Below are 13960 nucleotides of genomic sequence, written 5' to 3'. Positions count from 1 at the left end.
CGATCGCACGACCGGAGGAACCCGACGTTGACCGCCACCGAATCGATGACCGACCGTTTGATCCCGCTCCTTGACGCCGCCGCCGAGGCGGCCGGAACCCTGGGCGCTGCAGCCACCGAGGCCGTAAAAGCCAAGGTTGCCCCGGACGGCAAGGTCGACAATGCCGCGCTGGAGCGCGAGGAGCATATCGCCCATGGCCTGGCCTGGATTGCCACCTATGTCGAGGGCATCCGGCAGATGGCTGACTATGCCAAGCGCACCTCCGAAGAGGGGCGATTCGGTGAGTTGGAGGGACTGCTTACCCAGATCGTGATCGGCGAGTATCTGGCGCAGCTCGCGGGCGGCGTCGTCATGAGTCAAGGTGAGACTATCCGCCTGCACGAGCTCGGGGTGCCGGACGCAGCGAAGGAAGCATTTCTGACCGACAACGTCGTGGCCCTCATCCAGGGCGTGACGCCCGAGATGCGCGCGCGCGTTTCGACCTTGATCCAGGACGCCGAGGGCGCCGCGGCGGCCAATTTCGGCGATCCGGGTCTCGACGAGACTTTCGAGGAAATCCGAAACGAGATGCGGCGCTTCTCTCTGGCCGAGGTGGTGCCTCATGCGCAGGAGTGGCACCTCAAGGACGATTACATTCCGCTCGAGCTGGTCAACCAGATGGCCGAACTCGGCGTGTTCTCGCTGACGCTGCCGGAAGAACTCGGCGGCTTGGGTCTCGGCAAGGAAGCCATGTGCGTCGTCTCCGAGGAGCTGTCACGCGGTTATATCGGCGTGGGCTCGCTCGGCACGCGCTCGGAGATCGCCGAGGAACTGATCCACAACGGCGGCACCGACGCCCAGAAGGAAGAGTGGCTGCCGAAGATCGCCAGCGGCGAGATCCTGCCCACGGCTGTCTTCACCGAGCCGAACACGGGCTCCGACCTTGCTTCGCTGACAACGCGCGCTGTGAAGGACGGCGACGTCTACAAAATCACCGGCCAGAAGACCTGGATCACCCATGCCGCGCGCGCCGATCTCATGACCGTGCTGGCGCGTACCGACCCGAACGAGAAGGGTTATCGCGGCCTGTCGATGTTCCTGGCGCCGAAGCCGCGCGGTACGGACGAGAAACCTTTCCCGGCAGCCGGCATGTCCGGCGGCGAGATCGAAGTGCTCGGCTATCGCGGCATGAAGGAGTTCGATATCTCTTTCGACAATTTCGAAGTGCCGGCGGCCAATCTTCTCGGCGGCGTCGAAGGTCAGGGCTTCAAGCAGCTCATGCAGACCTTCGAGGCGGCGCGCATCCAGACGGCCGCACGGGCCATCGGCGTGGCGCAGTCCGCGCTCGATATCGGCCTTCGGTACGGCATGGAGCGTGTCCAGTTCGGCAAGCCGATCATCAATTTCCCGCGCGTGTCCGACAAGCTGGCCATGATGGCGGCGGAAATTTTGTTCGCCCGGCAGCTCACCTACTACTCGGCGCGCAAGAAGGATCACGGCGAGCGCTGCGATCTGGAAGCGGGCATGGCAAAGCTTCTCGCCGCGCGTGTGGCCTGGGCGGCAGCCGACAATGCGCTGCAGATCCATGGCGGCAACGGCTTCGCGCTCGAATATACGATCAGCCGGGTGCTGTGCGATGCGCGCATCCTGTCGATCTTCGAGGGCGCGGCCGAGATCCAGGCTCATGTGATCGCGCGGCGCCTGCTCGAGCTGTGAGTATGAGCCATGAGTAATGCGGCCGAGCCCATCGCGTCCAAACGGTCATTGATAGGGCTCGGCGTTGCGCTGCTGATCTGCTTTGCCGCGTCGCTCATCGGCAGCGCCTTCACCACGCCGAATCTCGCCTGGTACGCCACGCTCGAGAAGCCGGGCTTCACGCCGCCGAACAGCGTCTTCCCCGTCGTGTGGACGATCCTGTACGCCGTGATGGCGGTGTCGGCGTGGCTCGTCTGGCGGCGCCCGTCCGACGAGGGCGACAAGAAGACGGCCCTGACCTGGTTCGGCATCCAACTCGCGCTGAACGTGCTCTGGTCCTTCGCGTTCTTTCAGATGCACAGCCCCATCGCCGGTCTTGCGGTGATCTTGTGGCTGCTGGTCGCAATCGTTCTGACCATGGTGTTTTTCGACCGGGTCAGCCGGGTGGCCGCGCTCCTTCTCGTCCCCTATCTGCTTTGGGTCGGCTTCGCCGCCGGCTTGAACTTCGCGATCTGGGCCCTGAACGCCGGCGCGGCTTAAGGGCGGCGGTATGGCGCAGCACTCCGTCCTTATCACAGGCTGTTCGTCCGGGATCGGGCTCGCGGCAGCGGAGACGATGAAGACCCGCGGCTGGCGCGTGTTCGCCACGGCCCGCGAGCCGGAAGACTTGGCGCGCCTCAAGGACGAGGTCGGCGTCGAGAGCGTCTATCTCGACTACACGGAACCCGATTCGATTGCGGCCGCTGCCGATCACGTCCGGGCGGCCACGGATGGGACGCTGACCGCACTCTTCAACAACGGCGCCTACGGCCAGGCCGGCGCGATCGAAGATCTGCCGACCGAGGCGCTGCGGGCGCAGTTCGAGGCCAATGTGTTCGGCTGGCACGATCTGACGCGCCGGGTGATCGCGCCCATGCGGGCCCGCAACGAGGGGCGCATCGTTCAGTGCTCCTCCGTCCTCGGCCTGCTTGCCGCGCCCTATCGCGGGGCCTATTGCGCCTCGAAATTCGCCATCGAGGCGCTGACGGATACGCTCCGCATGGAGTTGAAGGACACCGGCATCCACGTGAGCTTGATCGAGCCGGGGCCCATTCGCACGCGTTTCATCGAGACGGCGATCAAGCACTACAAGCAGAATATCGACATGGAGAATTCGGCCCATGCCGAGATCTACCGTGAACGGCTTGCAAAGATGGAAGACGGCGGGCAGATGGCGTTCAAGCTCGAGCCGGAGGCGGTTTGCCGCCGGCTTGTTCATGCGCTCGAAGCGAAGCGTCCCAAGACGCGTTACTACGTAACCGTCCCGACCTTTGTGGGTGCTTACTTGCGCCGAATTCTGCCGACGCGCGCGCTCGATTTTGTCGCCGCGAAGAACTAGACTCATTCGTTTGGCGCGGACTGCGCCCAAACACAGCCCGTCAAACGGGAGCTCTTGGAGGCCGCTTTGGAATACGCTCTTCGCTGGATTTTGCCGTTCGCGGTCTTGGCGGTCGTGATCGTCCTGATCCTCGGCCTGTTCAACATGCTTAGGGGCAACAATCCCAATCTCAGCCAGAAATTGATGCGCGCCCGCGTCCTTTTGCAGCTCGCCGCCCTTATCGTAGCGATGGCAATTGCCTATCTTGCGGGGATGCGTCCCCACTAGGCAGGGTTGACCCCTTGCAGGGCAGGGCTACGCTGTTTCGATAGAGCAGGGCAGCGGTCGGCGCGCCCGGCCCTTTGGGAGCCGCTCCATGGAGCGTTGCCCCCGCGGGCCATCGTTTGGGGCAATATGGTCAAACTCAACAAGATCTACACGCGAACCGGCGACGATGGGACGACGGCGCTCGGCACGGGCGACCGCGTGGCCAAATACGATTTGCGCGTGGAGGCCTACGGCACGGTCGACGAGACCAATGCGACGATCGGGCTTGCGCGGGTTCACACCGGCACTTCAGATCCCAAACTCGACGCCATGCTGATGCGCGTCCAGAACGATCTCTTCGATCTCGGTGCCGATCTCTGTTTTCCCGAGGAGATGAAGAAGGGCGAAGCGGCGCTTCGTGTCAGCGACGCTCAGATCTCGCGTCTCGAATCGGAAATCGACGCGATGAACGGCGACCTCGACCCGCTCCGTTCGTTTGTTCTGCCGGGCGGCTCTCCCGCCGCGGCCTATCTGCATCTGGCCCGGACGGTTTGCCGCCGGGCCGAGCGCTTGGTCGTTGCGCTTGCGGCGCGCCCCGACGAGCCCGTCAGCACGCAAGCGGTCGGTTATATCAACCGGCTTTCGGATTTCCTGTTCGTTGCGGCCCGCTACGCAAACGACAAGGGCGCATCCGACGTGTTGTGGGTTCCCGGTCAGAACCGCTGAAGCGGGGTGATGCGCCCGTGTTCATCCCCCTCCACGACACCAACCCTCTCAAGAAGATCAGCTATCCCTATGTGACGGTAGGGCTCATCGCCCTCAATGTGGCGATCTATGTGGTCTTGCAAACGGGCTGGGTGGCGCCGCTGGAGGACGAAGATCTGACCGCCTTCGCGGTTGTCCCGGCTCAGTTCCTTGCGAACAGCGCGGGCGACAGCCCCTTCCTTGCGTCCGGCAGCGTCTTGGTCCCCGAACGGCTCACGCTCGTGACGTACATGTTTCTGCACGGCGGCTGGGTTCACCTGATCGGCAACATGCTGTTCCTGTGGGTCTTCGGCGACAATATCGAGGACGCGATGGGGCATATGCGCTTTATCATGTTCTACCTGATGTGCGGGATCTTCGCTGCGCTCGCCCACACCTACATGCTGTCGCAGTCCGACCTTCCGCTGATCGGCGCATCGGGCGCGGTGGCCGGTGTGATTTCCGCCTATTTGATCCTGCATCCGAAGGTCAAAGTCTGGGTGCTGGCTCTCTGGCGCATTCCGATCCGCATCACTGCCGCCTGGGCGCTGGGCATCTGGATCGTCGCACAATTCGCCAATCTATTCTTCGCGAGCGAGGAGGCTGTCGCCTGGTGGGCGCATCTCGGCGGGCTGCTCTCGGGGGCCCTTCTGATCCTCTTCATGCGGCGGCGGGGAGTGCTGCTTTTCGACCGTACGCGAGGCGGCGCCTAAGGCTTCAGACGCTGCAATTCGGCGCCTCGTGCCACCATTGACTTGAGACATTTCGGGCTTTACGGTCGCCGCCATTTCGCACGTGCGAGATATTGGCTTTGGGGCAAGTCAAACCCTCGTGGGGACCAAAAAGACCATATGAAAATCTTAGTACCCATCAAACGCGTCATCGATTCCAACGTGAAGGTCCGGGTGAAGTCCGACGGGACGGGGGTCGACCTGGCCAACGTCAAAATGTCGATGAATCCGTTTTGCGAGATCGCCGTCGAGGAAGCCGTCCGTATGAAAGAGCGCGGTGAGGCCAGCGAAGTCGTGGCCGTCTCGATCGGTAACGCCAAGGCCCAGGATACGCTGCGGACGGCACTCGCCATGGGCGCGGATCGTGCCATTTTGGTGAAGACCGACCAGACCGTGGAGCCGCTCGCCGTGGCCAAAGTGCTGCAGGCCGTGGTCAAGAACGAGACGCCGGATCTCGTCATTCTCGGCAAGCAGGCCATCGATGACGATTGCAATCAGACGGGGCAGATGCTGGCCGGCCTTCTGGATGTGCCGCAGGGCACGTTCGCCTCGAAGGTCGAGCTTGACGGCGACAAGGTGAAGGTGACCCGCGAGGTCGACGGCGGCCTGGAGACGGTGTCGCTCTCAAAGCCGGCCGTGATCACCACGGATCTTCGTCTGAACGAGCCGCGCTATGCCTCGCTGCCGAACATCATGAAGGCGAAGAAGAAGCCGATCGACGAGACGACCCCTGAAGAGCTCGGCGTCGATATCGCGCCGCGGCTGAAGGTGGTCGCGGTCAATGAGCCCAAGGCGCGCGAGGCCGGGATCAAGGTCGACGACGTGGCGACCCTTGTCGACAAACTCAAGAATGAAGCGGGGGTTCTGTAGATGGCCGTCCTGCTGCTCGCGGAGCACGACAACAAGACACTCGCACCGGCGACTGCCAAGGCGCTCACCGCCGCGAAGGCGTTTGGAAGCGACGTGGATATCCTGGTTGCCGGCGAAGACTGCCAAGCCGCGGCCGACGAGGCCGCCAAGCTTGATGGGGTCCGCAAGGTATTGCTGGCCGATGCGCCGCAACTGGGCCACCGCCTTGCCGAGGACACGACGGCGACGATTTTACCGCTCATGTCGGACTATTCGGTCCTGCTTGCGCCCGCGACAACCATGGGCAAGAACGTGCTGCCGCGTGTGGCCGCATTGCTCGACGTGGGACAGATCTCCGACATCATCGAGGTAAAGTCGCCTGACACGTTCGTGCGGCCGATCTATGCCGGCAATGCGCTGGAGACCGTCCAGACGTCGGACAAGACCATTGTCGCCACCGTGCGCACGACGGCTTTCGCGGCGACGGGCGAGGGCGGTTCAGCGAGCGTCGAGACTGTTGGCGCCGGTGACGAGGTGCCGTCCTCCAGTTTTGTCGGCGCCGAGATCACCGAGAGCGAGCGGCCCGAGTTGACGGCGGCCCGCGTGGTGATTTCCGGCGGCCGCGGCATGGAGTCCGGCGAGAATTTCGAGAAGCTTATCGCGCCGGTCGCCGACCGGCTCGGGGCGGCAATCGGTGCGTCGAGAGCAGCCGTGGACTCTGGTTTCATGCCGAACGATTATCAGGTCGGCCAGACCGGCAAAGTCGTTGCGCCCGAGCTTTATGTCGCCGTCGGTATTTCAGGCGCCATTCAGCATCTCGCGGGCATGAAAGATTCCAAGGTGATCGTAGCGATCAACAAGGATGCGGAAGCCCCGATCTTCCAGGTTGCGGACTACGGTCTCGTTGGCGATCTGTTTGAGGTTTTGCCTGAGCTCAATGAGGAGCTGAAGAAGGCAGGCTACGGAGACTAGTCACGTGCGTGCAGCGTGCGTGATTGGCTTGGCAAGTCACGATGGGCCGGCCGCTTGCCGGTCCCTTTTCGGAGCAGGAGCGTAGAGTGGAGCCTATTCGTAAAGTGGGCGTCGTTGGCGCGGGCCAGATGGGACGCGGCATCGCGCATGTGGTCGCGCTCAGCGGCTACGATGTGGCCATCAACGACCTTTCCAAAGAGGCTTATGACGCGGCCGTCGGGGCGATCACCAAGAATCTGACGCGCCAGGCCTCCAAGGGGAAGATCACCGAGGACGAGAAGAATGCGGCTCTCGGCCGGATTTCGTTCGCGGAGAATTACGAAGGCTTCTCGGACGCGGATCTCGTTATCGAGGCGGCGACCGAAGACGAAACGGTCAAGCGCAAGATCTTCGTAGCGGTGTGTCCGTTCCTCAAGCCCGATGCGATCCTTGCGACGAACACGTCCTCGATTTCCATCACGCGTCTCGCCGCCACGACCGACCGGCCCGAGCGCTTCATCGGCATGCATTTCATGAATCCGGTTCCGGTCATGGAGCTGGTGGAGATGATCCGCGGCATCGCGACCGACGATGCGACCTTCGCGCGCTCCAGGGAGCTTGTGAGCTCGCTGGGCAAGACCATCGCGGTGTCGGAAGATTTTCCCGCCTTCATGGTCAACCGTATCCTGCTGCCGATGATCAACGAAGCGGTCTACACGCTTTACGAGGGCGTGGGTTCCGTGGACGCGATCGATACGGCGATGCGGCTTGGGGCAAACCATCCGATGGGGCCCTTGCAGCTTGCCGATTTCATCGGATTGGATACCTGCCTGTCCATCATGCAGGTCCTCTACGAGGGACTTGCGGATTCGAAGTATCGGCCATGCCCGCTCCTCGTGAAATACGTCGAAGCCGGATGGCTGGGCCGCAAGAGCAATCGCGGTTTCTACGACTACCGTGGCGACGAGCCGATGCCCACGCGCTAACGCGCCAGACTTCAATTGGCATTGCGCCGGGTAGGCTCGTGTTCTGCCCTTGGGGAGGAAAGCAATGAGCTCTTCAATCACGCGTTTTGCAGGCCTTCTGGTGGCGCTCACCGTGCTCGTTGCAGGTCACGGTGCGTTCGCTGCCTGCGATCCCGAGAACGCCCTGTATGAAGACGATTTCGAGTTCCTCGATGTCTCATGGGGGGCCGCCGACAACAGCATTCTTGTCTCTGACGGCGCGCTCGAGATCAGAGGCTCGGGCGGTGTGGTCAACCTCGAGACGAAGACGAAGGCCGCGGCGGTCTGCGTCGACGTGAGCATCGAGGAAGCATCGAACGTTTCGGACAGTCCCGCGGGCGTCGTGTTCTGGTGGCAGGACTGGCAGAACTATTACGCGGTCTTCGTCTGGGCCGACGGCTGGATTGAGGTGCGCCGCATGGAAGACGGCGAGTCGAAGACCTTGTTCACCCAGGAAACCAAAGCGCTCAACACAGGCACCGGTGCCGTGAACAACATCGAGCTTGCCCTGCAGCCGAAAGACGCGACGCTGTTCGTAAACGGCACAGAGGTTCGCCGCTTTAAGGCGAAGCGTCCCAAGGATGGCGGCGCCGTAGGTCTTTACGGCATTTCGCCGGACGACGCGCCCGGCACGTTCACCTTCGACAATCTCATCGTCAACGAACGCTAGGCCAGGCTGGTTAGCGGCCGAAGAGCCAATCCTTGAAAGTGGCGCGTCCGCGTCTTGTGTCGTCGGCGATATCCATGCGCGGCGCAAGGTTTGGCTCGGCGCGCTGTGGAGAGGGCGGCGACGGCGCGCGCAGGTCCCGCGTCGCCGATCGGGTCATGGCCTCGCGGGGCGCGCCTGGATCCGTCGCGTGCGGGCTTGCGGCCACGCGCGAGCGTTCGCCGTCCGGCAGGTCCGCATGCGCCAGCCGCGGGTTCGGTCCGGGTCTTGCCCTACGCGGCGAGGTCCTGATGTTGGACAAAGAATGCCGCTGGCCGCGATTCTCCCGCACGGCTCGCGAGGCTCGCTCCTGATCGAGATGCGCGGGGTCCAGCCGGGGCGCCGACGAGGGCTGCATACGGCTGGTGGTTTCGCTCTCGATGGCGCCGGCGGATGCTGTGCTGACGCAGATCAGCAACGCCGCGGCGAGCGCTTTGACGGGGAACTTGAGCATCGTTGTTTCTTACGTCCACCGGGCCTTGCCGGCAAGACGCCCCTCAAGCCCCCTCGCGCTTGGCGTTCGGAAGGAGCGCGCCGGACAGGGTCTCAAGGCGTGCCTCGATCCGCGCAAGCCGCGCATCGATCGACGGGGCGGTGATGGGGTTCTCGCTTGCGATCATTTCCGGCGCGTGCGCGTCAGGATTTCCTTCCAGCTTTTCGTGCTCGCTCTGCAGGGTTTGGATGACGATGCCGATCATCATGTTCAGGAAGATGAAGGCCACCAGGAAGATGAAGCTGAGATAGAACATCCAGCTCAGCGGGTAGACCTCCATCGTCTCGTACATCACGTCGGTCCAATCCTCGAAGGTCGCCACGCGGAAGAGCGTGAGCATGGCGATGGAGATGTTGCCCCACAGCGTCGGATTGATCTCGGCGAAGAAGATGCTGCCGGCGGCGCCGTAGATGTAGAAGATGATGAACATCAAAAGCGTGACGTAGCCCATGCGCGGGATCGCCTGCAGCAGCGCGTTGAGCAGAACCTGCAGTTCTGGGATCATCGATACGAGCCGCAGCACCCTGAAGATGCGCAGGAGCCGTCCCAGAAGGGCCATCTCGCTCTCGTCGATGGGAATGAGGCTCGCGGTCACGATCACGAAGTCGAAGACGTTCCATCCCTTGGAGAAAAACCGCTTCAGGTTGGGCTCCGCGGCCAGGCGGATGAGAAGCTCGACCAGGAAGAAGATCGTGACGGCATAGTCGAGGGCCTTGAGGCCCACGGTGAGATTGGGCCCGAGCGGGTAGGTGCCGATGCCCACCTTGAGCGCCGAAATCACGATGACGGTGATGACGAACAGCTCGAAGATCTTGTTGCTGCGGATGTCGATGAAGACCTTTTTCAGACCGGAGGCCCGGTCCAGCACTGTCTTGTCGTTCATTCTTCTCTCGGTATCGGGTCCTTCGTGGCACTCCTGCAACCGGCGATCCTAGCGAGGATTGTGGTTGAAAGCCGGATGGGGGTGCGCAAGGCTCGTCATAGTCCGTAGGGGCCATAGCGGTCCAGCCATGAAAAGGGAGGTGCTGCGAAATGCCCGAGGACAGTTGCGATGCTGCTCTTGAGGAGCTCGCCCAGCGCGAATTGGAGTTGTCCGATGCGTATGGCACCATGGTGGCGCTGGCTGCGGCCTCCGCCGTCTCGGTATTCGCTTTTCTCGCGGCCGTCGGCATTCTGGTGTTGACGCTCGGTATTCTTGGGACCCCCGCTGGCCCGCTGGGCTGGACAATGGTGGTGGGGGTCGGCGTCGTGGCGGCTTTGTCCGGCGCCGTGGCCGTCTTTGGCTTGGCGGCGCTGGTGAGCGCCTACGCTAATTGGGAGGCTGCGAAGAGGCGACGGCTACAGGCCTATGCGGCCGTGCAAGCCAAGTGCCCCGCTGACCGGACACCGCCTCCGCCGAGCACTTAGCCTGGGCGCGGGCGACCGCCTGCTGAGCGCTAGGAAGAGAGGCCGCGCTTCAGGTCGTCGAAGGTCAGAGCCGGAACGACGTCGATGGCGGCATCCAGTGCGGCGAACATTATCTCGTTCCATTTCGGCAGGAGAGCCACGTCCTCCAGATCGAAAAAGATGTAGCCGGTGCGCTCGCCCCCCTCGAGCATGAAATAGGCGGCCTCGGCCTTGGTCTCGGTAATCACGGTCTGGATAACCTGCCCCAGAGTGCCATCCTCGAAGGCTTCGTTGCCCCTTTCCACGGGAATTGAGAACCGCATCATCATTCGCATTGCCAGCGTCTCCTCGTGATCCGGCCACCCTAGCCAATTTCGTCGGCACAATAATGACTTAGCCGGGGCCTCTTGTGGTGCGGATTGTTGCAAATCTGTCATGAGACAGGTCTACAGTCCGTACTTCCCTGACTATTATCTAGTCCTTAGGAAGCCCCGGGCGCCTCGTGCGGCCGGGGCTTTCTCCCTGTGGCGCACGCCATTTTGCGGTTCACGTCGCCTGCGGTCTCTGATCCGTCAGGAGTGGCGCGACCGCGATGATCCCGTCGGTCACGTAGTGGTTCACCTTGCCGGCCGCGAGTTCCTCGCCCGCCTCGTACAGGTCGACGACGCCGATCGTGCCGTTGCGGGAAAGCTCGGCCATGATGAAATCCCGTTCGGCGTTGGTGTCCGCGTCGGTCGCATGGGTGATCTGGAAGGTGAGGCGCGTCAGGGAGAAGCCGGTATCCTTGGTGCCGGCTCCGACCCAAAGCACCCGCTCGCGGGTGTCGGGCCTGTTGGTTCCATGCCAGAAAACATCGTCCACGGTCTGGGCCTCGGTCAGGCACTTCGCCCAGAACCGGACATGGTGGCGTTTGCGCGGGCTTTTGCCGATGGGCTTCTGGAAGCCGATGTCCTGGCCTCGGCCGAACAGGTAGAGCGTCGAGAACGGCGCCTTGGGATAGGACGTGTTCAGCACGAACGCCCGGACCATGCCCCAGGAGCTCGACAGCGTGAGCGGGTCGGCCTCGTGCCACCCCGCCTTGGCGAAGGCGGCGCGCAGTTCATCGAAGGTCCCCTCCAAGGCCAAGTTGACGGGGTCGCCCGGCAGGCCGTCGCCGGTAAGGGTGAAGCTCGGCACGTGTTTGTGCCGGAGGACCATGAGGCCCATCCGCACGATATAGGGCAGGATCACGTAGGCCGCGAGGCCATAGGTGGCCGCGAGCGCGAGGACCGACGGCAGTTCCCCGTCGACCCACTGGAATACGTTGACGATCAGCCAGATGCCAACGGCGCCGAGCGCAAGGACCGCCAGACGCTGCAGGATCAGAATCACGAGTCTCACGGCGCTCAATAGAGCACAGATTCGCGCCCGGCGCGCCGCAGAGAAAGCACCCTTCTCAGGCGCGCGGTGCGCTGGTGCGTGATCAAAGTGGCCGGCGCTCCAGCAGCTAATGCGCCGTCCAGCCGCCGTCGGCGGAGATGGTGGTGCCGGTGATCGAGGTCGCGGCCTCGGAGGTCAGGAAGACGGCAATGCCGCCCAGCTCTTCCACGGTCGCGAAGCGCTTGTTGGGCTGGCCGGCCAGGAGAACGTTGCGGATGACGTCTTCGCGCGGGATGCCGTGGGCTTCCGCCTGTTCGCCAATCTGCTTTTCCACGAGCGGCGTGTAGACGTATCCGGGGCAGATGGCGTTGCAGGTAATGCCCTTCTCGGCCGTCTCCAGCGCTGTGACCTTGGTCAAGCCGACCATGCCGTGCTTGGCCGCCACATAGGCGGATTTGAACGGCGAGGCGATGAGGCCATGCGCCGAGGCCACGTTGATGATCCGGCCCCAGCCCTTCTCGACCATGCCGGGCAGAGCGAGCCGGGTGGTATGGAAGGCCGAACTCAGGTTGATCGCCAGGATCGCGTCCCATTTGGCCACCGGGAATGTCTCGAGTGGCTCAACGTGCTGAATGCCTGCATTGTTGACCAGGACATCGATTGTGCCGAATTCGCCCAGAACGAGCTTGAACATCTCTTCGATGTCCTCGGGCTTGGACATGTCCGCGCCGGAATAGGTCACCGGCACTCCGAATTCTTCGGCGATCGCATTCTCCGCCGCGTCGATTTCGTCGGGATCGCCGAACCCGTTGAGGACCACGGCGGACCCGGCGGCAGCGAGCGCACGGGCGACGCCGAGGCCGATGCCGCTGGTCGAGCCGGTGACGAGGGAGACTTTGTCTTTCAGGCTTGGGGTCGCGGCAGTGCCTTGCGCGGTGGTCATGAGGTCCATCGTCCTTGCGTCCTTCGCTGTCCGGTACCGGTCACGGCCGGGTCGGGCCGATGCTGGGTACAGGTTAGCGTGCCCGTCTTGTGGGAACTATGACGCAAGCGGTCACACGTGGGAGCCGGTCAGCAGCGCCGGGAAGCTCTGCCGCAGCCCATCGGGATCCGGACCGTCTAGGCGTCGCCGCGTTCGTCGCCGCCCTGCTGCTCGATCAGCATCCGGTCGCGCTGCATCTCCAGCCACATCGCGTTCACGACCGCGAACATCGCGGCCAAGGGCAACCCGAGAAGCCAAGCGAAATACCACATTGTGTCGGGCTCCTTTCTTAGTAGACGGAGTCGGAGGAGCCGGTCACCTCCGCTTCGGTCACCTTGCCCCACAGGACCTTGTAGACCCAGGCCGTGTAGGCGAGGACGATCGGCATGAAGATGACCGTCGCGATCAGCATGATGAACAGCGTGTTGTGGGACGACGATGCATCCCAGACGGTCAGCGAAGAGTTCGGATCGAACGACGACGGCAGGATGAATGGGAACATCGTCAGTCCGACGGACGAGATGGCGCCGAAAATCCCCAGCTGCGACCACAGCAGCGTGGAGACTTCGCGGTCCGAGCGCAGGTCCCGCACAGCCATGATCATGCCGGCGAAAGCGAGGATCGGTGCGATCACGATCCATGGCCGGTCGGCATAGGCGGTCAGCCATGTGCTGGTGCGAACCACCTCGGAAAAGAGCGGGTTCGACGGTCCGTCGGTCACGGCTTCGCCCACGATGGCGTAGCCCTGGAAGCCGAAGGCGAGCCATAGGCCGGCCAGGGCATAGCCGGCGATGGTCACCATACCCGTCACCGATCCGATGGACCGCGCCCGTGCGGCCACCGGGTCCTCGGCCTTCAAGGCGAGCCAGGCCGCGCCATGGGTCAGCAGCATGGTTACGGACACGATGCCCGTCAGAAGCGCGAAGGGATTGAGCAGGTCGAGGAATTTCCACAGGTAGGAGCTGCCCTCGTAATAGGAGACGAGCTCGGGCGTCAGCCTGAAGGGCACGCCTTGGAGAACGTTCCCGACCGCGACACCGAAGATGAGGGCCGGCACCGCGCCGCCGACAAACAGCGCCCAGTCCCAGGTGCTGCGCCATGCCTTTGCGTCGCGCTTGGAGCGATATTTGAACGCGACGGGTCTCAAGATGAGCGCCGCGAGGACGGCGAACATCGCCAGATAGAATCCGGAGAAGCTGACCGCGTAGACGAGTGGCCACGCCGCGAAGATCGCGCCGCCGCCCAGGATGAACCAGACTTGGTTGCCTTCCCAGACAGGGCCCACCGTGTTGATGGCGATGCGGCGCTCGATGTCGGTCTTCGCCACGAAGGGGAGAAGCGCGCCAACGCCCATGTCGAAGCCGTCCGTCATCGCGAACCCGATGAGGAGCACGCCCAGAAGCACCCACCAAATGACGCGAAGGACGTCGTATGTGATCAAGTCGGCAAGGATCATG

At 63.2% G+C, this 13960-nt stretch carries 18 protein-coding genes; 11 read left to right on the top strand and 7 right to left on the bottom strand.

What is annotated here, in order from left to right:
- The first annotated feature begins 45 nt into the window (after positions 1-45).
- The 10 genes from GL4_RS16170 (at position 46) to GL4_RS16125 (ending at position 8247) form a co-directional block, all read left to right on the top strand.
- On the top strand, positions 46-1695 hold the full coding sequence (locus tag GL4_RS16170) for an acyl-CoA dehydrogenase family protein (protein ID WP_045370393.1): 1650 nt from the start codon (positions 46-48) through the stop codon (positions 1693-1695).
- A 9-nt stretch (positions 1696-1704) separates the two neighbouring features.
- Positions 1705-2214: a TspO/MBR family protein gene (locus GL4_RS16165; protein WP_045369026.1), complete on the top strand. Its 510-nt coding sequence runs from the start codon at positions 1705-1707 to the stop codon at positions 2212-2214.
- Between the two features lie 10 nt (positions 2215-2224).
- Positions 2225-3052, top strand: coding sequence for an SDR family oxidoreductase (locus tag GL4_RS16160; protein ID WP_045369025.1), 828 nt, complete (start codon positions 2225-2227; stop codon positions 3050-3052).
- A 66-nt stretch (positions 3053-3118) separates the two neighbouring features.
- Entirely contained in the window at positions 3119-3319 is a 201-nt protein-coding gene (locus tag GL4_RS16155) for a twin transmembrane helix small protein (protein WP_045369024.1), read from the top strand.
- A gap of 126 nt (positions 3320-3445) precedes the next feature.
- Entirely contained in the window at positions 3446-4024 is a 579-nt protein-coding gene (locus GL4_RS16150) for a cob(I)yrinic acid a,c-diamide adenosyltransferase (protein WP_045369023.1), read from the top strand.
- Between the two features lie 17 nt (positions 4025-4041).
- Positions 4042-4755 carry a rhomboid family intramembrane serine protease gene (locus tag GL4_RS16145; RefSeq protein WP_045369022.1) on the top strand — a complete coding sequence of 238 codons (714 nt, stop codon included), beginning with the start codon at positions 4042-4044 and terminating at the stop codon, positions 4753-4755.
- 138 nt (positions 4756-4893) lie between these two features.
- Positions 4894-5643: an electron transfer flavoprotein subunit beta/FixA family protein gene (locus GL4_RS16140; protein ID WP_045369021.1), complete on the top strand. Its 750-nt coding sequence runs from the start codon at positions 4894-4896 to the stop codon at positions 5641-5643.
- On the top strand, positions 5644-6594 hold the full coding sequence (locus GL4_RS16135) for an electron transfer flavoprotein subunit alpha/FixB family protein (RefSeq protein WP_045369020.1): 951 nt from the start codon (positions 5644-5646) through the stop codon (positions 6592-6594).
- A gap of 41 nt (positions 6595-6635) precedes the next feature.
- Complete coding sequence (locus tag GL4_RS16130; protein WP_045369019.1) at positions 6636-7559, top strand: 3-hydroxybutyryl-CoA dehydrogenase; 924 nt, start codon at positions 6636-6638, stop codon at positions 7557-7559.
- A 64-nt stretch (positions 7560-7623) separates the two neighbouring features.
- A complete protein-coding gene (locus GL4_RS16125; protein WP_045369018.1) occupies positions 7624-8247 on the top strand; it encodes a hypothetical protein in 624 nt (207 codons plus the stop codon).
- 10 nt (positions 8248-8257) lie between these two features.
- On the opposite strand, the gene GL4_RS16120 is transcribed toward GL4_RS16125, so the two are convergent.
- The gene (locus GL4_RS16120) at positions 8258-8737 is read right to left on the bottom strand and encodes a hypothetical protein (RefSeq protein ID WP_045369017.1); all 480 of its coding nucleotides are present in this window, start codon (positions 8735-8737) and stop codon (positions 8258-8260) included.
- A gap of 43 nt (positions 8738-8780) precedes the next feature.
- Positions 8781-9659: an ion transporter gene (locus tag GL4_RS16115; RefSeq protein WP_045369016.1), complete on the bottom strand. Its 879-nt coding sequence runs from the start codon at positions 9657-9659 to the stop codon at positions 8781-8783.
- A gap of 149 nt (positions 9660-9808) precedes the next feature.
- Here GL4_RS16115 and GL4_RS16110 point away from each other — a divergent pair, with 149 nt between their 5' ends.
- Positions 9809-10183: a hypothetical protein gene (locus GL4_RS16110; RefSeq protein WP_045369015.1), complete on the top strand. Its 375-nt coding sequence runs from the start codon at positions 9809-9811 to the stop codon at positions 10181-10183.
- A gap of 29 nt (positions 10184-10212) precedes the next feature.
- Here the strand turns inward: GL4_RS16110 and GL4_RS16105 are convergent, their stop codons facing one another.
- From GL4_RS16105 to cydB, 5 genes are all read right to left on the bottom strand, one after another.
- Positions 10213-10497 carry a hypothetical protein gene (locus GL4_RS16105; protein ID WP_045369014.1) on the bottom strand — a complete coding sequence of 95 codons (285 nt, stop codon included), beginning with the start codon at positions 10495-10497 and terminating at the stop codon, positions 10213-10215.
- Positions 10498-10708: 211 nt separating this feature from the next.
- Positions 10709-11542, bottom strand: a complete 834-nt coding sequence (locus GL4_RS16100; RefSeq protein ID WP_045370391.1) for an LssY C-terminal domain-containing protein — start codon at positions 11540-11542, stop codon at positions 10709-10711.
- A 106-nt stretch (positions 11543-11648) separates the two neighbouring features.
- On the bottom strand, positions 11649-12473 hold the full coding sequence (locus tag GL4_RS16095) for a 3-hydroxybutyrate dehydrogenase (RefSeq protein WP_045369013.1): 825 nt from the start codon (positions 12471-12473) through the stop codon (positions 11649-11651).
- A 167-nt stretch (positions 12474-12640) separates the two neighbouring features.
- Complete coding sequence (gene cydX / locus GL4_RS17325) at positions 12641-12775, bottom strand: cytochrome bd-I oxidase subunit CydX (protein WP_082025731.1); 135 nt, start codon at positions 12773-12775, stop codon at positions 12641-12643.
- A 17-nt stretch (positions 12776-12792) separates the two neighbouring features.
- Positions 12793-13959, bottom strand: a complete 1167-nt coding sequence (gene cydB / locus GL4_RS16090) for a cytochrome d ubiquinol oxidase subunit II (protein ID WP_045369012.1) — start codon at positions 13957-13959, stop codon at positions 12793-12795.
- Between the last annotated feature and the right edge of the window lies 1 nt (position 13960).

Source organism: Methyloceanibacter caenitepidi, from assembly GCF_000828475.1.
Classification (GTDB): domain Bacteria; phylum Pseudomonadota; class Alphaproteobacteria; order Rhizobiales; family Methyloligellaceae; genus Methyloceanibacter; species Methyloceanibacter caenitepidi.
This window is presented reverse-complemented; position numbering and strand designations above follow the sequence as displayed.